The 21311-nt window shown below is 59.7% G+C and carries 23 protein-coding genes; 10 read left to right on the top strand and 13 right to left on the bottom strand.

What is annotated here, in order from left to right:
- Nucleotides 1-214: 214 nt before the first annotated feature.
- Both R6W86_RS00005 and R6W86_RS00010 read right to left on the bottom strand, forming a co-directional pair.
- Entirely contained in the window at nt 215-991 is a 777-nt protein-coding gene (locus tag R6W86_RS00005) for a VIT1/CCC1 transporter family protein (RefSeq protein ID WP_410327341.1), read from the bottom strand.
- A 100-nt stretch (nt 992-1091) separates the two neighbouring features.
- The gene (locus tag R6W86_RS00010; protein ID WP_410327342.1) at nt 1092-2402 is read right to left on the bottom strand and encodes an MFS transporter; all 1311 of its coding nucleotides are present in this window, start codon (nt 2400-2402) and stop codon (nt 1092-1094) included.
- 557 nt (nt 2403-2959) lie between these two features.
- Here R6W86_RS00010 and R6W86_RS00015 point away from each other — a divergent pair.
- The 4 genes from R6W86_RS00015 to R6W86_RS00030 are packed head-to-tail and all read left to right on the top strand — an operon-like array spanning nt 2960 to nt 5528.
- Nucleotides 2960-3466 (top strand): YeeE/YedE thiosulfate transporter family protein, encoded by a 507-nt coding sequence (locus tag R6W86_RS00015; RefSeq protein WP_410327343.1) that lies wholly within the window; start codon nt 2960-2962, stop codon nt 3464-3466.
- On the top strand, nt 3463-4074 hold the full coding sequence (locus R6W86_RS00020) for a DUF6691 family protein (protein ID WP_410327344.1): 612 nt from the start codon (nt 3463-3465) through the stop codon (nt 4072-4074). The genes R6W86_RS00015 and R6W86_RS00020 overlap by 4 nt, the downstream gene beginning before the upstream one ends.
- Before the next feature lie 12 nt (nt 4075-4086).
- Entirely contained in the window at nt 4087-4860 is a 774-nt protein-coding gene (locus tag R6W86_RS00025) for a fused DSP-PTPase phosphatase/NAD kinase-like protein (protein WP_410327345.1), read from the top strand.
- Entirely contained in the window at nt 4860-5528 is a 669-nt protein-coding gene (locus tag R6W86_RS00030; RefSeq protein ID WP_410327346.1) for a DUF6969 family protein, read from the top strand. Before R6W86_RS00025 ends, R6W86_RS00030 begins: the two co-directional genes overlap by 1 nt.
- Nucleotides 5529-5532: 4 nt before the next feature.
- Here R6W86_RS00030 and R6W86_RS00035 read toward each other — a convergent pair whose 3' ends face one another.
- Nucleotides 5533-5811, bottom strand: coding sequence for an acylphosphatase (locus R6W86_RS00035; protein ID WP_410327347.1), 279 nt, complete (start codon nt 5809-5811; stop codon nt 5533-5535).
- Between the two features lie 82 nt (nt 5812-5893).
- Here R6W86_RS00035 and R6W86_RS00040 point away from each other — a divergent pair, with 82 nt between their 5' ends.
- Complete coding sequence (locus tag R6W86_RS00040; RefSeq protein ID WP_410327348.1) at nt 5894-6661, top strand: fructosamine kinase family protein; 768 nt, start codon at nt 5894-5896, stop codon at nt 6659-6661.
- On the opposite strand, the gene R6W86_RS00045 is transcribed toward R6W86_RS00040, so the two are convergent.
- On the bottom strand, nt 6646-7593 hold the full coding sequence (locus R6W86_RS00045; protein WP_410327349.1) for an AEC family transporter: 948 nt from the start codon (nt 7591-7593) through the stop codon (nt 6646-6648). The genes R6W86_RS00040 and R6W86_RS00045 overlap by 16 nt on opposite strands.
- An 88-nt stretch (nt 7594-7681) precedes the next feature.
- On the opposite strand from R6W86_RS00045, the gene R6W86_RS00050 reads away from it, so the two are divergent.
- Nucleotides 7682-9739 (top strand): diguanylate cyclase, encoded by a 2058-nt coding sequence (locus R6W86_RS00050; RefSeq protein WP_410327350.1) that lies wholly within the window; start codon nt 7682-7684, stop codon nt 9737-9739.
- Nucleotides 9740-9847: 108 nt separating this feature from the next.
- Here R6W86_RS00050 and R6W86_RS00055 read toward each other — a convergent pair whose 3' ends face one another.
- Nucleotides 9848-10189: a branched-chain amino acid transporter permease gene (locus R6W86_RS00055; protein ID WP_410327351.1), complete on the bottom strand. Its 342-nt coding sequence runs from the start codon at nt 10187-10189 to the stop codon at nt 9848-9850.
- Nucleotides 10182-10886 (bottom strand): AzlC family ABC transporter permease, encoded by a 705-nt coding sequence (locus R6W86_RS00060; protein WP_410327352.1) that lies wholly within the window; start codon nt 10884-10886, stop codon nt 10182-10184. Before R6W86_RS00060 ends, R6W86_RS00055 begins: the two co-directional genes overlap by 8 nt.
- A 129-nt stretch (nt 10887-11015) precedes the next feature.
- Here R6W86_RS00060 and R6W86_RS00065 point away from each other — a divergent pair, with 129 nt between their 5' ends.
- From R6W86_RS00065 to pgsA, 4 genes are read left to right on the top strand one after another with little or no spacing between them, the layout of a single operon-like run.
- The gene (locus R6W86_RS00065; protein ID WP_410327353.1) at nt 11016-11267 is read left to right on the top strand and encodes a hypothetical protein; all 252 of its coding nucleotides are present in this window, start codon (nt 11016-11018) and stop codon (nt 11265-11267) included.
- A 46-nt stretch (nt 11268-11313) separates the two neighbouring features.
- Complete coding sequence (gene uvrY / locus R6W86_RS00070) at nt 11314-11973, top strand: UvrY/SirA/GacA family response regulator transcription factor (RefSeq protein ID WP_410327354.1); 660 nt, start codon at nt 11314-11316, stop codon at nt 11971-11973.
- Entirely contained in the window at nt 11957-13819 is a 1863-nt protein-coding gene (uvrC, locus tag R6W86_RS00075; RefSeq protein WP_410327355.1) for an excinuclease ABC subunit UvrC, read from the top strand. Before uvrY ends, uvrC begins: the two co-directional genes overlap by 17 nt.
- A 7-nt stretch (nt 13820-13826) precedes the next feature.
- The gene (gene pgsA / locus R6W86_RS00080) at nt 13827-14378 is read left to right on the top strand and encodes a CDP-diacylglycerol--glycerol-3-phosphate 3-phosphatidyltransferase (protein ID WP_410327356.1); all 552 of its coding nucleotides are present in this window, start codon (nt 13827-13829) and stop codon (nt 14376-14378) included.
- A 22-nt stretch (nt 14379-14400) separates the two neighbouring features.
- Here the strand turns inward: pgsA and R6W86_RS00085 are convergent, their stop codons facing one another.
- Genes R6W86_RS00085 through thiB form a run of 7 tightly spaced genes read right to left on the bottom strand, consistent with a single transcriptional unit; the run spans nt 14401 to nt 21297 of the window.
- A complete protein-coding gene (locus R6W86_RS00085; protein ID WP_410327357.1) occupies nt 14401-15009 on the bottom strand; it encodes an ABC-type transport auxiliary lipoprotein family protein in 609 nt (202 codons plus the stop codon).
- A complete protein-coding gene (locus R6W86_RS00090; RefSeq protein ID WP_410327358.1) occupies nt 15006-15944 on the bottom strand; it encodes an MlaD family protein in 939 nt (312 codons plus the stop codon). Before R6W86_RS00090 ends, R6W86_RS00085 begins: the two co-directional genes overlap by 4 nt.
- Nucleotides 15944-16780, bottom strand: coding sequence for an ABC transporter ATP-binding protein (locus tag R6W86_RS00095; protein WP_410327359.1), 837 nt, complete (start codon nt 16778-16780; stop codon nt 15944-15946). Before R6W86_RS00095 ends, R6W86_RS00090 begins: the two co-directional genes overlap by 1 nt.
- Before the next feature lie 3 nt (nt 16781-16783).
- Nucleotides 16784-17947, bottom strand: coding sequence for an MlaE family lipid ABC transporter permease subunit (locus tag R6W86_RS00100; protein ID WP_410327360.1), 1164 nt, complete (start codon nt 17945-17947; stop codon nt 16784-16786).
- Nucleotides 17948-18000: 53 nt separating this feature from the next.
- On the bottom strand, nt 18001-18615 hold the full coding sequence (locus R6W86_RS00105; RefSeq protein WP_410327361.1) for an ATP-binding cassette domain-containing protein: 615 nt from the start codon (nt 18613-18615) through the stop codon (nt 18001-18003).
- Entirely contained in the window at nt 18608-20293 is a 1686-nt protein-coding gene (gene thiP, locus R6W86_RS00110; protein WP_410327362.1) for a thiamine/thiamine pyrophosphate ABC transporter permease, read from the bottom strand. The genes R6W86_RS00105 and thiP overlap by 8 nt, the downstream gene beginning before the upstream one ends.
- Nucleotides 20293-21297, bottom strand: coding sequence for a thiamine ABC transporter substrate binding subunit (gene thiB, locus R6W86_RS00115; protein WP_410327363.1), 1005 nt, complete (start codon nt 21295-21297; stop codon nt 20293-20295). The genes thiP and thiB overlap by 1 nt, the downstream gene beginning before the upstream one ends.
- Between the last annotated feature and the right edge of the window lie 14 nt (nt 21298-21311).

Consider the following 21311-nt stretch of genomic DNA (forward strand, 5'->3'; position numbering starts at 1 on the left):
TCAGAGCCTTGAGAGCAAGGCGCGATGGCGAAGGTTTGGTGGTTCCAAATCGAGTCAGCGCAACGCAGCTATCAAGCCTCTCAGTGGCCCCCGAAGGGCCCGGCGCTGGGGCCCTTCGGGAGCCACTGAGAGCCTTGATAGCTGCGTTGCGCTGACTCGATTTGGAACCACCAAACCTTCGCCATCGCGCCTTGCTCTCAAGGCTCTCAGTGGCTCAGTAGGTCAGCGAATTAACCAGACGGGACACTAGTAACCCATGTGCGAAATAGCCGGTAGCAAAAGCTAATCCGGCTGCGGCGGTACCCATTAACAATGTACGTAGTCCTGAGCGCCAAACAGACACACCATATACCGCGCTTTTGAGCATGCCGATACCTAAGAACACCAACCCTGCGACACAAAGACTGGACAGGAATTGAGTTGTGGTACTGAACCCCGGCAGTGCATAGGGCAATAGGGGCAAAGTTCCGATCAAAAGGAATGCAGCGAAGGTAGTCAGAGCCGATCGCAAAGGACTCATTCCAGCAGCAGAGAGCCCATACTCTTCTCGTAACATCGTAGAAACCCATACTTCCGGATCATGACATAGAGCCTCGACTACCTTTTCAAGCAGCTCTCCCTCAAACCCCTTCGCCTGGAACAGTTGGCGAATCTCTTCCCGCTCACCTTCTGGCACCAAGGCGATATGTTGATGTTCGGTCTGTGCAGCGCTAGCAATCTGAGCCAATTGTGCCTGGCCTGCCTCGTAGTTGCTCACCGCCATGCTGAAGCCATCAGCAGCCAAGTTGGCGAAACCCAGGACTAATGCTACTTGCGGCGAGAAGCCCGCACCGAAAGCACCGGATATCACCGCAAAGGTAGTGACACAACCATCAATACCTCCGAGTACAGCATCAGGTAACGTTGATGCTCTCATTGGCTTTGCTAGCCGGACTCGCACCGCATCAGGTTGGTGCTCATCTAGAAGCTCCTCACGGCTGGGAGTCGGCATGTCCAAACCTCCTGGGGTCAGAATGGATAACCATAAGAGTATATGCTCAACCAGGGTATCGGGCTGACCAGAAGTGTAATGTGGACTTCCCCCCTGACCATCATACATTCGGGCCCTTTGACTCATCGGTGCGGGTGGGGGTTAGGTCGTTTTCAGTCACGGGATCGGGTACGGTCCGCGGCTCCAGTTCAAACACCTTCGGGGTTGAGGAAGGCAGGTTGGTGTAAGCGCCCTTATCGACGATGGCGACACGGGCATGGCGGTGAACATCCAGCAGGATGTAGGAGCCCGTCAGCGCCAGAGCTACCATGGCCACCAGGAAGCCCGATTCAGGTCCCATGGCAAGAGCAACGCCGCCGGCAACAGCGGGGCCCGCCGCCGCACCTATGCCATACCCCAACAGTAGGCCTGCACCGATATCAGCAGTATCGGTGGGCGTCCCGACGCGGTCGTTGGCATGGGCGAGGGCGAGGGGGTAAAGCGCGTACAGGATACCGTGGAGACCCGCCAGCAGGCAGTAGATCGCGACCAATCCCAGGCTCTGGCCCCAGATGAGCGTGAGTGCGAAACTGGCGCTGACCAGTATTGCGCCGGACATTACCCGGCGGCGCTCGTAACGGTCGGATAGCGTTCCCACTGGCCATTGCAAAATCAGGCCAAGGATAACGGGCACGCTCATCATCAGCGCGACGCCGGACGTGTCCAGACCCAACGAGAGCGCGTAGATCGGCCCCAGTGCGGTAAGGGCGCCCCCCGAAAAGCCGGCCGCAGTGGCCGTTGCCAGACTGACTGGCGAGACGTTTATGATGCGTCGCCAGCTGGCGGGGGCACGGGTGGGTATTGCCGGCGCATCGGTGCGCCAGAACAGTACCGGCACCGCTGCCAGGCACAGAGCGATTGCGGCCACGCTGAATGGTTGCCAGAGCGTGTCTGGCAAGAAGGTTAGAAACAATGGCCCGATGCCAATGCCTCCGTAAACTGCGAGGGTGTAGACCGCAAGCACCCGTCCTCGTGCCTCGGGGCCGGAGGCACTGACCAACCAGGCTTCAACCACAACTGCTACGGCGGCAATACTGGCGCCATGCAGTAGTCGGATCATTCCCCAGAACCAGAGGGCGTCGATCAGCGCGAGGGACAGCACGGCAAAGATGACAATACCTAACAGGCCGCCAAATGCGCGGATATGGCCGACGCGCCGGATAAGCAGCGGGCCCAGAAAAGCCCCCAGGCCGAAGCCCACGAAATAACAGGCTGTGACAAAACCTGAGGCGGAGCCACTGGCGAGCCGAAGTGGAACCAGCGTATGAGTTAATCCCTGGCTTACGTACATCACCACGGTTGCCAGCAATAGAACCGCCAACGATGCAAGTTTTGGTGCGACTCGGTGGTGCGTCCTATCGTCCTGATTCATGGGCCATCCGTGTTCCTTAGCAGCTCCCACCAAGCTCTGGCTTCAGTTCGTACGGGAATCTGTCTTGAGAGACATCATAAGGGATTAGTATGGCCTATTGACTCTGGCTGGCTAATGGGTGTCTCTGTATAGCCCCCATTTAAAACGGACACCTTGGCAGAAGCAAAGGTCTAGGCATAGATCTAGTCCAGCGGAGTGTCCGAGGTGGAGAAAATCGAAGTTAAAGCTTGAGTGCAGCACTTGCTTTGCGTGCCGGGACCAGCCCCCGTGTTGTGGTCTTGACGATTGGAGTGTTTGACACCAGTCGATTTCGAAAAGCAATACTTCACAAAGCTGTCAGGTGTCTAGGAAATCGGGGGCTTGCCACCTGTCGGCAGACGGCGCCGGACTCAAGAGGGAATTACCGGACGTTTACGGAGTTTTTTTTGTTGGCTGCATTTCAGGTCTAAACTTGATCAGTATTACCTCTCGAGCGGTATCCAGCCTTGTGGGTTTGACAGTAGGGAATAACTATATATAAAACAGGTATAATGGCACTGTATGAAAAGGAGTCGGATATGTCTCCACGCCCCTTCTGGTCACCTCTATGGGCAGGCATCGCCCTGGGGTTGGCGTTATTTCTCACCTTTGTCCTGACCGGTCACGGCTTGGGCGCCAGCGGCTTCTTCGGCCGATTTACCGCAGAAGTCGGGCAATGGCTGGCACCGGAGCTGACGGCCGCCAACCGCTACCTGGGCGATTATGTCCGTGGAGAACCACTTCAAGCCTGGATCACCTGGGAGGTGCTCGGTGCTTTCGTTGGTGCTCTGGTCGGTGCGCTTTCCGGTCGAAGGTTCAGGCCTCAGGTGGAACGGGGACCCTCATCCGGGGTCGGCAGCCGGCTCGTGCTGTCGCTGATCGGTGGCGTCCTGACGGGGCTCGGTGCCCGGCTGGCACGTGGCTGCACCAGCGGCCTCGGTCTTTCCGGTGGCGCGGCACTGGCGGTCGGGGGCTTTGTGTTTCTGATCTGCTTCTTCGCAGCGGGATTCCTGTTCAGCTTCATTGTAAGGAGGCACTGGCAATGATCTGGCCTCTCTATGATTCCGGCGTTGCGTCCGGTTTGCTTGCCGGCTTCCTGTTCGGCTTTGTGCTCGAAAATGCAGGCTTTGGCAGCCCCCGGAAGCTCACCGGGCAATTCCGGCTTGAAGACTGGTCCGTGTTCAAGGTGATGTTTGCCGCCGTTATTGTGGCGGCCCTGCTGCTGTGGCTGTCGAAACAGTTCGGGTTGATGGGCAGCGGGAGCTACTACGTGCCAACGCCATTCTATGTCGCAATGGCGGTTGGGGGGTTGTTGATCGGCGCTGGATTCGCCATTGGCGGTTATTGCCCCGGCACCTCGGTGGCCGGGCTCGCAGGTGGACGGATTGACGCCGTCGTATTCATGATCGGAATGGTGCTGGGTACCGCCCTGTTTGCCGCCTGGTTCGGCCCGCTTGAGGAGCTCTACCTCGCCACCCCCGGCCCGCAAGGGCAGACTCTGATGGATCTTACCGGTATTCCGGAATGGCTCATTATTCTCGTGCTGGCGGCAATGGCCTGGGGCGGTTTCAAGCTGGGCAGCAAGCTTGAACAGAAGCTGGGCGGGCCCTACCAGGCTTCTGACCTTTATCCGGCCGACAACAAACAGAACTGAAGGAGCACAGTCATGACCTGTTACCGTTTCAAACGTGCCGCATTGCCTGTGGCCATTACCATCGCCCTGGGCATGGGTGTTACCGGGTGCTCCGATTCGCAGAACCCGGCAGCAACACAGGCTCAGACAAGCAGTCAGTCGGCGGCCAGCCAGAGTGCGGCGAACCCCTGTGCGGCAGCCAACCCTTGTGCTGCAGCCAGCCCGTCAGCGAACCCCTGTGCGGCGGGCTCCAGCTCGGGTGGTGGCACAGCCCAGCCGATGCCTGCTGCCGTTCCCGGAACGGCCAGGCAAAACCCTGACCGCGCCCTACCGTTTGCAATCGAAAACGATTGGGCCATGGTGCCCTACGGCAGCGAAATGCCTCAGGTTGTCATAAACTACAATCGGCCGTCACCGTTTATTGCCGCCGGCGGTCACGTCGAGAAAGGCGCAATGGCAGAACTGAAGGCCCAGGGATTCAATACCGTGGTCAGTCTGCTCACCGAAGAAGAAGGGGTGGCAGAGGAAAAGGCCGAGGCACATGCCGCCGGCCTGAACTTTTATGCACTTGGCGTTTCAACCACCGCGCCAACCCAGGCTCAGGTCGAGGCGTTCTCGAAGATCGCATCGTCGCCGGCGAATTATCCCATTCTGGTTCACTGCGCCAGCAGTAACCGGGTAGGCGCCATGTGGGCTCTGTATCGATTCCATATGGGTGTGCCAGCGGAAATTGCCATTGAGGAAGGGCGCGCGGCCGGCCTTAAAACGAGCAGGGAAGGTGCTGTTCGAGAACTCATGGGTCTTTGATGGATTTCCAGCCTGACCTTTCGACCCTGGCGGACGATGAGCTCGAAAGCCTCCTGGATTCGGCCAAGCGAGTCCGGGAGTCCTATCGCGTGCTTGAGAAAGGCGGCTTGAATATTGTCGGTGAGGTTCTGAAAGGGCAGGGAACCTTCTATGAAATGGAACATTACCCAAAGGGCGATGTCTTCGACCGGGACACTCGCAGCCAGTACTACTACCACGCCCACCGCCCGGACAACCCCGAACACGGGCACTTCCATACGTTCTTGAGGCTGTCGGACGGAGAGCAGGGTGACGATTGCACCATGCACCTCATTGCCATATCCATGGATGCCTGGGGCTACCCGATGGGTCTGTTCACCACCAACCGCTGGGTAACCGACGAGAAGTGGCATTCCGCCGACCAGGTCATCCCCCGGCTTGGCGAATTTGAAATAGACCATGCGTCACCGAGTTGGCCGGTAAATATCTGGATAACCCATTTTGTCCGGCTTTACCGGTTTCATATTGCAGCCTTGCTGGAAGAACGTGATCGGGTCATCCAGTCCGCCGGGCGGCCGCTTGACGAGGTCCTGGAGAACCGGGACCTTGAGGTCCTCAGCAGCAGCGAGGTTGATGTTGAAGCGTGGCAGAAAACTCTGAACCGGGCCTTACGACAACAGCATCGCTGAACTGTCAGTAGCGTACCCCGAAATTCGAGAACTCCCCGTTGGCCCGCTGTTCCTCAATCTCGATATCAGTCACTTTGGCCGCAGGGGGGCCTTCCTGGCACCACTGGTGCAGTTGCCGGAGCTCTTCAGGACAGCCTTCGGCAATCACCTCGACGCGTCCGTCCGGCAGGTTCCTGGCGTAGCCGGATAGCCCCAGCCGATTGGCTTCCTTTTCGGTGGAGGCCCGGTAGTAGACTCCCTGCACCTTGCCCGAGATCAGCATTTTCCAGCGTTTCTTGTCCATAGCGGTCGCGCGACTCCGTCACATGTTAGCCTGAGACCAATCTAACCCCCCGGCCGGAAACGATTCAAGGAAGGGTAAAACCATGTTCACCAAACATAATACCACCGGATTTTCCGATGCACTGATCTGCGAGGCGGAGGGGCTGGAGAGCCTTCGTTCAGCACTGGTGCAGGCGAGTGTCACGGATGTGCGGATTCCGGAGGTGGTGCGGGTGGATAACAGTGTGCTGGAGATCACCGGCATTGAATCCGAACCCGCCACCGCCGAAACCCTTGCCATGCTGGGAGAGGGGCTGGCGCTGATGCACCGGCTGAAACAGAATCGCTACGGTTGGGGACGGGACAACTACATCGGCCTGTCGCCCCAGCCCAATCGCTGGTCCGAGTCCTGGGGTGAGTTTTTCGTTTCTGACCGCCTGGTGTATCAGGTGGGCCGTATCCGGAATCCGGAGATTCGTAGTGAGTTTGCGAGGGTGCTTCAGCGCCACGGCGAGGCCCTGGCACGGTGGCTCGATCATGCCTGCGAGCATCCGAGCCTTCTGCACGGGGACCTCTGGAGCGGCAATGTTCTGTTTGATCGGAACACCCCCTGGCTTATTGATCCGGCGGTCTATTGCGGGGACCGGGAGGCAGATCTGGCCATGACCGAAATGTTCGGCGGCTTCGGCGAGGCGTTCTACGAGGCCTACGACCGGATGTACGCCCGCTCCACGGAATATCCCCGCAAGCGGGACATCTACAATCTGTACCACTATCTGAACCACTACAACCTGTTTGGCGGTGGTTACCTCGGGGGTTGTCAGCGCGGGTTCGAGACGGTTCGTGCTGTGGGTTCTCAGATAATGCCGTAACTGCGTAACAGGAAGACGCCAGCGGTGACGGTAACGCTGGCCATCAGAGTGGTCAGGGCAATGATATTGGCTGCCAGGCGGTCGTTGCCTCCTAGCGCTTTGACCATCACGAAACTGGCGGCGGCGGTCGGGCTGGCGAAGAACAGGAACATCAGCCCCAGTTCCGGCCCCCGGAAACCGGCCAACCAGCCGGCAGCGGTACACAGGGCCGGCAGCACGACCATTTTCATGGCGCTGGAACCGAACGCGGTCTTGCTGTCGCTGCGAATGGAGTTCAGGGAGACGGTGGCCCCTATGCACAGCAGCGCCAGCGGAAGGGTGAGAGAGGCGAAATAGTCGGCGCTGGTCATTACCCAGGTAGGCAACCCGATATTGAGCCAGGCAAAGGGAATGGCCACCACAACGGCGATGATCAGGGGATTGCGGACAATGTCATGGATGATCTTGCGCCAGCTGGCGGACTGACCGGGCTGGTAGGCAATCAGCACCACCACCGAGAGCGCGTTGTAGGAGATAATCACCAGACCAAGCAGGATACCGCCGGCGGATAATCCGAAATCTCCATACAGGTTGGCCGCCAGCGCCAGGCCGACAATCCCGCAATTGCCCCGGAAAGCTCCTTGCACGTATACCCCGCGATCCTCTCTCCGCACCCGCCATGAGGCCCAGAGCCAGGTCAGGCCGAACCCGCCAAGGGTGGCCAGCAGGTAGAACAGCAGCAGTTCAGGATTCAGGGCGGTGCTCAGGTCGGCGCGGATGATACTCAGAAATACCAGGGTCGGCAGTGTTGCCTTGAAGACCAAGGCAGAGGCGGTATTGATGAAGGGAGCGTCGATCCAGCCGATTCTCCGCAGCCCGAGTCCGATAAAGACCATGGCAAATACCGGCAAGGTGGTTTCCAGGGTCTGGAGAAAGATGTCGATCAGGTTCATCGCGGGGCCATGGACAAATAGTGCGCGGGGAAATCGTGGCGGCAGTGTATAATTTCCTTGAGGTTTTCCCAAGGAATTAACCGACCAGATGCCCGAACCCAACGGTTTTCAGCGGAGTTCTCTCAGGATTCAGCCCTGCGGTTGCCTGTTGGTATTAACAAGGTCGCTGGACCGTATTGTCCAGTGCAGTGCCAATGCCGAGTATTTCCTGCAGGCTCCCGCCGAAACCCTGCTTGACCAGTCACCGGAGAGAGTTTTCGGCACCCGGGTGCTGGCCCGCATTCGCCGCGAACTGGCTGCAGACGATGTGCTCAGCGGGCCGGTTTCCATCCGCAATGAGATCAAGGGCCGCCAAATTCGCCTGCAGGTGAATGCCTTTCGCTCCGGGGCCTGGGTAGTCGTCGAAATCGAACCGATAACGGGGCTGGGAACCAGGCGGATGACCGGAACGGTCAACCGTTGGCTCGGCAAACTGGCCAATGCCCGTAATCCCGATGATCTGATGGATATCCTGGTGGACGGCGTTCGCGACCTGGTCCGGTTTGATCGGGTGGTGGTGGCGCATTTCGACGAGCAGGGTCATGGTGTCTTCCTCGCCGAGAGTCGGCGTAAGGGTGTTTCGCCGTTGCGGGGGCAGCGCTTTTCCGCCTCCTCGTATCCTCCGGCGCAGCGCTCGAAAATGACCCGGCACCAGGTGCGGAGCATTCCGGACCTCGAGGCTGGCCTGGTACCGGTGCTGGTCTCCGGTGAGTTGACCCGTGAACAGTTGGCGGACGTCAATGCCAGCGGGACGGTACTCCGGGCCCCGTCCAGAAGACAGACCGCGTACCTGAATTATTTCAAGGCCCAGGCGCTGCTCTCCATCGCGATTGTCGGTCCCTCGGGCCTCTGGGGGCTGGTTACATGCACATCGGAAAAGCCGGTTCCCCTTGCTCCGACCCTGAGGGACGCGGCGCGGACCCTGGTGCTGATGGCCACACAGCGCCTGTTCCTGCTGAAATCGCGGATGGAGGCCCAGTTTCTGCAGCGCGTTCATAAGTCCAGAGACTTTCTGGCATCGGACATAACGCTTGGTTTGTCACCCGTCAGAATGCTGGAGAAATACGCCCCTGATTGGCTGGCATTGTTCCGTGCCAGCGGCATGGCCTATGTGAACAGCGGCGAGATTGCTGCACTCGGGGAGGTCCCTCCCGCTGGCTCGTTGGAACAACTGTTCGCCAGGCTGAACGCCGAACAACCGGGCCGGTCACCCTGGGTGACGGCCAGGCTCAAAGAGGAGCCGCTAACCAGGGACCTGGAACTCGGTGCGGCTTGCGGCCTGCTTGCGGTTCCGCTACCGGGCGAGCGGGTCACCAGCTGGTTTATGGTCTTCCGGGGAGAACACGGTCGAGGCATATACTGGGAGGGCCGTCCGGAGGTGGATATTCTGACCAGTGTCCCGGGAGAGGAAGAAACCTTCCGCAAGGCTTTTGGTTCCTGGCTGGACGCTGTGGAAGGTAACAGTGAATCCTGGAAACGGGTGGAGCGCCTTGCGGCGGTGGACCTGGCAGAGGACATGGCGCTGCAGGCATCGATCAGCGAAATCACCCGGCTGAACGAGCTGCTCAGGACCGAGCAGGCGGCCCTGGCGCAGGCCAACGCACAACTCAGTCATGCGGCCAGTCATGACTCCCTGACCGGTCTCTGGAACCGCTACCGGACCGAATACGAGCTGGACCGGGAGCTGGCAAAAGCACGGCGCCATGGCTTGCCGTTCTCAGTGTTGCTGCTGGATGTCGATCATTTCAAGAACATCAATGACTCCTGGGGTCATGCGGCCGGTGACGAGGTACTGCGGGAAGTTGCGCGGAAAATAACCGATGTGCTGCGCCAGGAGGACCATCTCGGGCGCTGGGGTGGTGAGGAGTTTGTCATCCTGGCCACCGGCGCGGGGCGCGGCGATGGGGTGGCCTTGGCGGAACGGGTTCGACAGGCGGTGGCGGAGGTGGCAGTGCCCGAAGTGGAAGCCGCCATTACTGCCAGTATCGGTGTGGCCAGCTGGCGCCCGGAGGATAAGCGCAAGTCTATTATCCAGCGGGCGGACCGGGCTATGTATGCCGCCAAGAATGGTGGTCGGAACCGGGTGGAGACCGACGAGGGCCTGTAACAGATCTCCTTCATTGATTCAGGCCGTCGGCTGATCGTTGAAAAGCGGTCCCGTGCCGAGTTCGAACTTTCCCTGACGGTCGCTGTGCGCGAGTGCTAGGCAATAAGCTCACAATCCTGAGAGAAAACCGGTTTGCTGGATGACCATGTAAGTGGCAGTGCCGGCCGCGATGGAGAGCAGGGCGTTCCGGCGCCAGAGATGGATGGCCACTACCAGTAATCCGGGAAGTACCGCGTCCAGGCCCGGGACGGCGGCGCTCCAGTTGCCGGAGCGGGTGAGGAACACGGTCGCCAACAGGGCCATGACGGCAGCCGGAAGGTAACGGCCCAGATGCTTGATCAGCGGGTGCTCGGTGTGGCGTTCGAAGAACACGAACGGGATCACCCGGGTGGCAAAGGTAGCAATGGCCGCCACGGCAATGAAAGAAAGCAGGTAGGACATGTCAGCCATGATTTGCACCTTCCGTTGCACCGGTGTCCTTCAGGTGACGGTAGTGCACCAGCAGCACGGCAGTCACGATGACAATAGCGCCGATCAGCTGGTGCGACGGGGAGAGCAGCAGCATGGCGATACCGGCTGCGGCGGCACCGGTCCAGATCGGGAAGCCGTCTTTCAGAGCCTTGTATTGTTCGATAGTGAGCACGATAAACAGGGCGACCAGGGCGAATTCAATGCCCGTGCTGTCGAAGGCTACGTTTTCGCCCAGTAAGGCGCCGATGGCACAGCCAATTACCCAGTAACACTGGTTAAAACCGGTAATGCGGAAGTCCAGCTCCTGTTCATGGTGGCGGTCGGGACCGCGGGGGCGGCTGGTGAGCAGGGAATAGGTCTCGTCTGTCAGCCCGAAAATCAGGTAGGCCTTGCGCCAGCCCGCGCCCCGGAACTGGCCCAGGAGCGACAGCCCGTAGAACAGGTGCCGGGCATTCAGCACGAACATGGCCACAAAGACCTCGACCATACCTGCGCCGACGGCCAGCAGACTGACCGCCAGAATCTGGCCGGCCCCGGCATAGATGAGCACGCCCATCAATGGCGCTGCCCACCAGGGATAATCCAGCTGGGTCGAGAACAGCACGCCGAAGGCCATTCCAAGCGGAATGTAACCGAACAGGATCGGCAGGGTAAGGCGAAAGACAGACTGGTTCATTAGCATCCAAACCGTTGAAAGCAACGCATGATAGTGAATCATGTCAGCATTTTGAAGCTAACCTGTTGTTACAGGGGCTTCTACCCGAAGCGTTTAATCCTTACCATAACCATACTCACGGGAGGGATAATGACCAACGAAGCAGCCCTGCAACCAGAGCCGGACCCACGGCAGGAAAAATTCGTGGTGGATACGGAGTTACTCAGCGAGGACCAGCTTCAGGGACTGGTTGAGGAGTACTGCACCCGGTACCATGGCCTCAATGACACCGAGAACCCTTTCTCCGAGAGAAAGGGTGTCATGGCAGCCGTCCGGCGGGGCGAGCTGGTGGTCTGGTTCGATCCGGTAGAAAATACTGCCGGACTGGGCGTGCCCGAGTAGGGTAGAATGCCGCTGTATTTCCTGAAGCCGTGTGCGAGGTGGAATCTTGATCAGCGTATTGGTTGTCGACGACCACGAACTGGTGCGTTCCGGAATTACCCGGATGCTGGCGGACAACCCCGACATTGACGTGGTGGGTCAGGCATCGTCCGGAGAAGACGCCATCGAGTTTGTGCGCAAGCAACGGCCTGACATCGTACTCATGGATATCCGCATGCCGGGTATCGGCGGCCTGGAGGCCACCCGCCGGATTCTCCGTATCGATGATTCCATTCGCGTGATTGTGGTCACCGCCTGCGCGGACGACCCCTATCCGACCCGGGTGATGCAGAGTGGCGCCAGTGCCTATATCACCAAGGGCGCGGACATCCAGGAGATGGTGCGCGCCATCCGTCAGGCCCATTCCGGCCAGCGTTATATCAGCCCTGAAATCGCCCAGAAGATGGCGCTCAAGCAGATCTCTGGTGATAAAGACGAGAATGGCGAGCTATCGCTGTTCGAGAGGCTGTCCGAGCGGGAAATGCAGATCGCGATGATGGTGGTGGACTGCCAGAAGGTACAGGATATCTCGGACAAGCTGTGCCTGAGCCCCAAGACCGTCAACAGCTACCGCTACCGGATTTTTGAAAAGCTGGAAATCTCCAGCGACGTGGAACTGGCCCTGATGGCCGTGCGGCTTGGATTGCTGGATGCCGACAAGGTCTGACCCCAAGCCCGAGCAGAGCGGGGAGTTCGACAGCAAAAGCTTCCTGAAGCAGTTGACCGAAAGGCCCGGCGTCTACCGGATGTATGACGCTGCGGGTGAGGTGCTGTATGTGGGCAAGGCCCGCAACCTGAAAAAGCGGGTTAGCAGTTATTTCCGTAAAACCGGCCTGGCACCGAAGACCGAGGCCCTGGTCGCCAAAATCGAGTCCATCGAGGTCACCATCACCGGCAGCGAGACCGAAGCCCTGCTGCTGGAACAGAACCTGATCAAGTCTCTGCGGCCGCCCTATAACATCCTGCTGCGGGACGACAAGTCCTATCCCTATATCTATCTTTCCTCCCACCAGGATTATCCGTCCCTGACCTTTCGTAGGGGGCGGACCAAGAAAGGTGGCGGCACCTGGTTCGGCCCGTTTCCGAGCTCCGGAGCAGTCAAGGAAAGTCTTAATATTCTTCAGAAAGTGTTCCGCATAAGGTCTTGTAGCGAAAGTTATTTCAGGAATCGGACCAGACCTTGTCTGCAATACCAGATCGATCGCTGCACGGCGCCCTGCGTGGGTTACATCAGCCCCGAGGAATACCAGGATGACATCCGCCATGCCACCATGTTTCTGGAGGGGAAGAACCCGGCCATTATTCACGACCTGATGAATGCCATGGAAACGGCCTCAAAGAATCTCGAGTTTGAGAAGGCAGCCGCCTACCGTGACCAGATCAACCACCTTCGTCACGTCCAGGAGCAGCAATCCGTGGACAGTGCCGGAGGTGATGCGGATGTCATAGCCATTGCCCAGGATGCAGGCATTGTCTGTATTGTGGTGATTATCGTGCGTGGTGGCCGGGTCTTGGGCACCAAGGATTATTTCCCCCGGTACTCGATCGAACAGACCGAAGGTGAATTGCTCAGCGCTTTCCTGGGTCAGTATTATTTCGGGGGTAATACCCGCCGCGAGATTCCCCGGGATATCCTGGTGCCGGTCGAAGTAGAAGGCCAGGAATTGCTGGCCCAGGCCCTCTCCGAGGCGGCTAACCGCGAGACCCGGATCCGTGGTAACGTGCGCGGAGAGCGGCGCCGGTGGCTGGAACTGGCAATGACCAATGCCCGGCAGACCCTGCTGACGCATCTGGCCAGCAAGGAGACCGTTTACCGCCGATTGCTGGCTTTGCGGGACTTGCTGGAGCTGCCGGAAACCCCTTCGCGCATGGAATGTTTCGATATCAGCCACAGCCACGGGGAAAACACGGTCGCATCCTGTGTCGTTTTCGACGAGAATGGCCCGCTGAAGAGCGACTACCGGCTGTATAACATAGAAAACGTGAAGGCCGGCGACGACTACGGCGCCATGCGCCAGGTGCTGACCAGACGGTATAAGCGGATGGTCGCCGGTGAGGGCAAGCGTCCCGATCTGGTGTTCATTGATGGCGGCAAGGGCCAGTTAAATGTCGCCCGGGAGGTTTTCGATGCGCTCGGAATCTCGGATATCCCGCTGATCGGTGTCGCCAAGGGCGTTACCCGCCGGGCTGGCATGGAGCAGCTCATTGACGCCATGACCGGGGATGTTTTCCGGGTGCCCGCAGATTCGCCCGCGTTGCACCTGATCCAGCATATCCGGGACGAGTCTCACCGGTTTGCTATTACCGGTCACCGGGCGCGGCGGGACAAGAAACGTCGGCAGTCCACCCTTGAGGGAATCGAGGGCGTGGGGCCGAAACGCCGCCGTGAACTGATCCGCTATTTCGGCGGAATCCAGGAGATCCGCAAGGCCAGCGTCGACGAGATGACGAAGGTGCAGGGTATCAGCAAGGCCCTGGCGGAAACGATTTACGCAGCATTGCATGACGAATAGGAAGCCCATGAACCTGCCAAACCTGCTCACACTCTCCCGCATCGTGATGATCCCCGTGTTTGTTGTGGTGTTCTACCTGCCCGTGGAGTGGAGCTACATCGTCAGTGCCCTTATATTTGCCCTGGCAGGGGTGACTGACTGGCTGGATGGGTACCTGGCCCGCAAGCTCAACCAGAGCACGCCGTTTGGCGCCTTTCTGGATCCGGTTGCGGACAAGCTCATGGTAGCGGTGGCCCTGGCGGTGCTGATTGAAGAGCACTCCGCCGCGTTGCTGACCATTCCGGCCACGGTCATTATCGGCCGGGAAATCGTGATTTCCGCACTTCGGGAATGGATGGCGGAAATGGGCAGTCGGGCGAGCGTGGCGGTTTCCTACATCGGGAAGATCAAGACAACCGCCCAGATGGCGGCCATTGTCGGTTTGCTGGCATTTCCCCCGGGCCAGACCCTGGCCTATGTGGCTATCGCCCTGTTATATGTGGCGGCGGTATTGACCTTGTGGTCCATGATCCTTTACTTGAAAGCCGCCTGGAAGGATCTGTTTCCCGGCAGTGAATAACCGGAATTCCCGACTTCCGGGATCAGTTTTCCTCCAGGCATCGGTGTACCCAGAGCAAGGTTTCCTCAGCCAGCTGGTGGGCGGTGTTGGCGAAAGCCTCCACTACGTCATTCAGTTCACTGCTCGCAGCGGGCTCCTCCCGCCGGCTGTTTCGCACGCAAAGGCTCTTACGTGACCGGTTATCCAGCACTTCTACGTGCAGTTCAATCACAACCTGCGTTTTCCCTTCGATTTTCTCTGCCTGGAAGGCAGACAGCTCGCTGATCAGCGTCAGGTCCGTGCTGGCGGCACTGGTGTCCGTCACAACATTGGCAAAACCCTGACTCTGGCGCAGGGTATCGATCAGGTGATCGCGAACCATTACCGGTGCAATGTCGCGCCAGCGGGCGTTGCCATACATCTGGAATTCATGGGGGGTGGGCTTGGTCAGGATACGGGTTCCGTTCACTGGCTCGGACGCCAGGGGCGTGTCCACCCTCAGGGTCCTTGAATGACGGGTTTCCAGGCGTTGGACCGGGTCGACCGAGCCCAGATCCATGACACGGGGCGCCTCAGGGGTTGGAAAGATCGTACAGGCGGTCATGGCAAATGACGCTACCAGCGGGGTGACCGCTCGAAGACAGCTTCTCATTGCTCAACCTCCTTGATGTTGGAACCACCCAACAGGGTGCCTGCGGGATTTGCCTCCAGGCGTGTAGTGAACTGGTTCAGGTTGCGCAGGGCACTGCGCAGTTCCCGGATTGCTGGCGTCAGCTCACCCAGTCCCTGCAGACCGGCATCCAACGCACCTTCATTGTTCCGGGTCAGATCATCGAGACGGGCCAGCGCAGGCTGAAGTGTGGACAGCGCCCGGTTCATGGAGTTAAGCACCGGTGCGACCTGTTCCAGCAAGATGGCATTGGCATTGTCGGAAACACTGGAGACCTTGACTGCTGCTTCTTCCGCCCGCACACCGGCGGCATCGAACTGTTCCATCAGAGCCAGTAGTTCTTTCCGCTGGGCCAGCAGCGAATCGGTTGCGGTCCGGGTGTTTTCCAGGATTCTGGTCATATTTTCCAGGTTCTTCTCGGAGAACAGGTTGTTGGCATTGGTGAGCAGAATCTCGGTTTTTTCGATCAGTGCCTCGCCATTGGTCAGCAGACTGCTGAAGGCCGAAGGATCTGCCGTGATCAGCGGAGGGTTGTTGCGGCTTCCCTCGAGTACGGGGCTGTCTTTGGTACCACCCCGGAACTGCACACTCATACTGCCGGTGATGTTGGCCAGGATCAGGCCCGCGTGGGTATCCTTGCGAATGGGCACTTCCTTGTCGACCCGGACCAGTACACGAACGTGGCTGGGATTGTCCGGGTCCAGCGTCAACTCGAGTACCTCGCCCACCGGGACACCGCTGTAAAGCACCGGATTGCCTACAGACAGGCCGGAGATCGGGTGGTCGAAGCCGATCTGGTAATAGGCCCATTCCCGATCCGCCGAGGATTTGCCCAGCCAGAGTGCGAACACAAGCGCGGCGCCGACCGCCAGGACAGTGAACAGGCCAATGATCACGTGGTGGGCCCGGGGCTCCATCAGACGTTTTCTCCTTGTTGCCTCGGTGTTCGATTAATCGCGGCGTAGCTCGCGGCCCGGCCTCGCGGGCCATTGAAGTAATCCTGTATCCATTCGTCCGGGTTGGCGGCAACGGCTTCCAGGATGTCTGCCACCAGTACCCGCTTTTGTGATAATACGGCCACCCGGTCACAGGTAGAGTACAGGGTATCCAGGTCATGGGTGACCAGGAAAACCGTCAGGCCCAAGGCGTTGCGGAGGGTCACGATAAGCTCATCAAAAGCCGCTGCGCCAATCGGGTCCAGACCCGCCGTGGGCTCATCCAGAAACAGGATTTCCGGGTCCAGGGCCAGGGCCCGCGCGAGGCTCGCACGCTTGACCATACCACCGGAAAGTTCCGCGGGGTACTTCAGGGCGGCATCCGGCGGCAGGCCGGTCAGCGCAAGCTTCATACGCGCCACCCGCTCGGCATCCGGTCGCTTGAGCCCGGCATGTTCGATCAGCGGAACGGCGATGTTTTCCTGTAGATTCAGCGAGGTAAACAGTGCACCCCCCTGGAACAGGACACCAAACCGCTGCTCCATTCGGGAACGGGCCCGTGGAGACAGAGCGTCCAGCGTTTGGCCAAAGACCCGGATGTCACCGGATGTAGCTGTGTGCAGACCGACAATGCTGCGCAGCAGCACCGATTTTCCGGTCCCGGAACCGCCCACTACGCCGAGGATTTCTCCCCGGTAGAGATCCAGGTCCAGATCCTCGTGGACGACGTGTTCCCCGAAACGGTTGCAGAGGTTGCTGACCTCGATAACCGGTTCCGCCTCATGCTGTGACTGCCTGGTGCTTTTTACTGCCGCCATCGGTTACCACCCCATTTCCATAAAGAATAGCGCAGCGATGGCGTCCAGCAGTATTACGATGAAGATGGACTGCACCACGCTGGAGGTGGTGTGTTCGCCCACCGATTGGGCGCTGCCGCCCACCTTGAAACCTTCCAGGCAGCCGATGACGGCGATCAGGAAGGCAAAGACAGGCGCCTTGGAAATGCCGACCAGGAAATGGCGCAGGGCGATATCCCGCTCAACAATGGCCAGGAACTGGGTGAGGGTGATATCCAGTGACAGCACGCATACCAGGGCACCGCCCACCATGCCGGCCATCATGCCGACAAAAGTCAGGATTGGAAGGCTGATTATCATGGCCAGAACCCGGGGCAGCACCAGCAGTTCAATGGGGCTCAGCCCCAGGGTGCGGATGGCATCCAGCTCTTCGTTGACCTTCATGGCGCCGATATGGGCGGTGAAGGAGCTGGCGGTACGGCCTGCCAGCAGGATGGCGGCGAGCAGCACACCGAATTCCCTCAGGAACGAGAAGGCCACCAGGTTGACGGTGTAAATGGTGGCACCGAAATCCTCCAGTACCGTGGCACCGAGAAAGGCGACCACGGCACCGACGAGAAAGGTCAGCAGGGCGACGATGGGCAGGGCGTTTAACCCGGTGTCCTGGATCGCGGCGACGAACGGCGTCACCCGCCAGCGCTTCGGCCGCGGCAGCACCCAGACCATGGTGGCAAGGGTCTGGCCGATGAACCCGAGCAATACCCAGATCAGATGGCCAAGCGATTCCACCTGCTGGCCGGTATGACCCAGGAACAGGCGAATCGTTGAAACCTTGGGCGGTACCGGTTCCTGCCAGTCTTCCAGGGATCGGGCTACGGCCAGCAACAGCGCGGCCTTTTCCTCCGCCAGGGTCTCTTGCGCGGCAACATGCTGCTCGAGCGTTGCTGGTCCGAGAAAGGATGCCAGTACCGAGGCCCCGGCCGTGTCGATGTGCTCCAAAGCCGACAGGTCCAGTCTACTGGGAGACCTGGCCCCTGCGGGGAGTGCGGCCAGCTGCTGCAACAGCGAGTGATAGCCCGAAAGGATCCAGTCGCCGGCAATGGTCAGCCCGCCGGACTCGAACCGCGCGTTGCCGGGACGGGATTCGGTAGGGTCAGGTGCCTGGGACTGGGAAGGGCGTGGTTCCATCTTTGGATACGTCCGGGCCTCGGGAAGTTGTTGAATATCAAGCTAATGACAGCTTAGAGATTCAACTGCTTATCCGCCAGTATCTTTCGATCTTCCGCATCGTGGCTGGCCAGGACCAGAACCTTGCCAGCGGCCTTGTGCCGGAGCAGCAATGACCGTAACTGGGTGCGTGCCTCGGCATCCAGGCCCGTCAGAGGCTCATCCAGTAGCAGGATGGGCTGGTCCCGCAGCAGGGCGCGCAGCAGTCCCACACGCTGACGTTGCCCACCGGACAGGTCCCCGGGCATGCGACTTTCAAAGCCCGCCATGCCGACGCTGGTAAGCCCTTTGGAGATGGTCTGTTTCTGCTCCGTAGTCAGCCCGAGTCCGGGATGCATACCCAGGCCAATGTTGGTCTGTACGTCCAGATGTTCGAACAGGTTATGTTCCTGGAACAGGCTGGTTACCGGTCGTTCCCAGGGCGCCAGGTTGTTCAGTAGGTCTCCTTCCCAGCAGATGGTGCCGGATTCCGGTGTCAGGAAGCCCGCGATCAGATTCAGGAGGGTGGACTTTCCGGAACCGCTGGGGCCGTTAATGGCAATGCATTGCCCATGGTCGACATGAAAGGTGAATCGCCAGGTGGTTTCCGTGTCCGGGTAGCGGAAGGTCAGGTCCTTCACATCAAGCATGGCGGGCCTCCGCAAGGGTTTTTAATGCATCGAGCGAGTGTCCGCTCTGTTTGCGTCTTCGGTAACCGGGAAGATTGAACGCCGCGAAGACCAGCAGCAGGAGAGCGACCAGCCAAAGGGCGGTGCCCGCCGCGAGTTCCATGCGGTAACTGCCCAGTTGCTGGTATAGCAGCACCGGCACGGTGGGCTGTCCAGGCGTGCCGAACAAGGCAATCACTCCGAAGTCTCCCAGGGATAACCCGGTGCCATAGGCCATGGCCAGGGCGAGCGGGCGTTTCAGTCTGGGCCAGTGCAGCCAGCGCCAGCGGTACCAGCCCAATAATCCCAGCTGGTCTGCCTGTCTTGCCGTGGCCTCGTCCAGGCCGGTGAACGGGCCCTTAAGGAGCTGGGTAACAAAAGGCAGGGCCATCAGGCCATTGATCAGGGCAACCAGTGCCATGCCCTGAAAGGCGTGCCCAAGGGCCGGACGAAAAAGCAGAAACAGGCCGGTACCGAGGACAATCGGGGGGACCATCAGGGGCACCGCGGTTGCAATCGACGACAACCTGGAGAGAAATGAGCCACTCCGACTGGCCAGGGCCAGCACAAGGAGTCCCGACAGCACCGAAAAAGCGCCGGCGGGCAGGGCAATGGCGAAGCTCCGCAGCGTTGCGTTCGCCAGGTCCGCCAGAGGTTTACCACCGTCAACGGCAACAGAGACAAGCCCCGGCAGGCCCCGGAACAGGATTGCGGCAAGCGGAAGAAGCAGAAACAGGGCGAAGCAAAGCAGCAGGGCCGCATCCCGGAGCCGCGTGGTACCCTGGTTGTCGGGCCGGAGTATGGCTTCTGAAAACTTACGCTGCGGCGAGAGGTTAGAGGACAAACCTCGACGCACCATCAAGAGCCAGACGGCCCCACATATTGCCAGCTGCACAATCGCCAGCAAGGCGGCGCGACCGAAGTCGAATTCAAAGCGCAGAGACTGGTAGATCGCCACTTCAAGGGTCGTGGATGCGGGCCCTCCACCGAGCGTCATCACGATGGCAAAACTGGTGAAGCAGAGGGTAAATACCAGGGCTGCGATGCCCGGCAACACCCGGCGCACGGCCGGCCAGTCCAGGGTGCGCCAGAGCCACCAGCCTGTCAGACCGAGCTGGCTGGCAACCCGCCGCCGGGGTGCGGGGACCGATTCCAGTGCTTGGAGCAGAATCCGACCGGCCAACGGTGCATTGAAAAACACGTGGGCCAGCACGATGCCGTTCAGCCCGTAGAGATTCCAGCGGACCATAGTCCAGTGTTCGATCACCGAGGTCAGCCAGCCGTGCCGGCCGTAGACCCCGACGAGGCCCGACACCGCCACGATCGTTGGCAGAACCAGGCTCAGCTCCATCATGCGTAACAGCAGGTTTCGGCCCGGGAATCGGGGCTGTCTGACCAGGGCAAGCGCAATGAACAGCCCCAGAACCAGGCTGAGCACAGTGGACAGGGTGGCCTGCCACAGCGTGAAGCGGATGACATTGCTGAGATAACGGTTCTGCCAGAGCTCGGACACTTCCGGCAGTTGGGCCTGCCAGAGCAGCGCGGCCACGCCGGCGATGGTCAATGCCAGCAGGCTGCCGGCGATGATCAGGCCAGGGCCGATCTGCCAGCCCGGGTGGCTGAATGGTGCCTGGGTGGCTCTGAACGGGAATTGACGCATTATGGGATCATGGCGTTGAGCCATTCATCCAGCCAGGACTTTCGCTTTTTGGCGACGGTGGCCGGATCGATAAACAGGGTGGTGTCCGGCTGGATCAGGCGATCAAACACCTCTGGTAACTCGTCGCCCAGATCGATGGCCGGGTACATCACGTTTTTCAGGGGAATATGGCGCTGGAAGTCGGCAGTCAGTATGAACTGCAGGAAGTCCCGGGCCAGCGCTTTCTGTTCCGAGGGTTCAACCAGTGCCGCCACTTCCACCTGAAGGTAATGGCCCTCCTCGAACTCTGCCGCCTGGTAGCGGTCGGTCTTGTCGATGGCCATGTGATAGGCCGGAGAAGTGGAATAGGAGAGAATCATGGGTGCTTCACCGCTCATGAACAGTGAGAAGTAGCCATCACTCCAGCTCTTGGTGGTGGTAAGAATATTGTCGCTCAGGGCCTGCCACTTTTCGCCAGCCTGGTCGCCGTAGACCGCCTTCATCCAGAGCAGAAGGCCAAGGCCCGGTGTGCTGGTCCGGGGATCCTGGATAATGATTTGGAGGTCCTCGGGTGCGTTGACCAGTTCCTCCAGGCTTTTCGGAGGATTGGGTAACTGTTCGGTGTCGTAGACGAAGGCAAAATAGCCCCAGTCGTAGGGCACGAACAGGGAATCCTGCCAGTCGACCGGCAGATCAAGAGACTCTAGCGCAATGCTGTGGGGAGCAAGCAGGCCGGTCTGGCGGGCGGTTTCCATGGTGCCGGTGTCCAGCCCGAGAACCACATCTGCGTCGGTGGAATTGCCCTCAAGGCGGAGCCGCTGGAGTATGTCGCCTCCGCTATCGAGCACAACATATTCCAGCGTGCAGTCACATTGTTGTTCGAACGCTTCCTTTACGCCTGGTCCGGGACCCCATTCGGCGGCAAATGATGGGTGGGTGTAGACAGTCAGGGTATCGTTGTCCTGGGCACTGGCCAGTAGGGGTAGCGCAATACCTGCGAAAAGGATCAGGGAGCGTCTCAGCATGGTTCGTATCCTCG

Origin of the sequence: Marinobacter sp. (assembly GCF_046484525.1) — a bacterium.
GTDB lineage: Bacteria > Pseudomonadota > Gammaproteobacteria > Pseudomonadales > Oleiphilaceae > Marinobacter.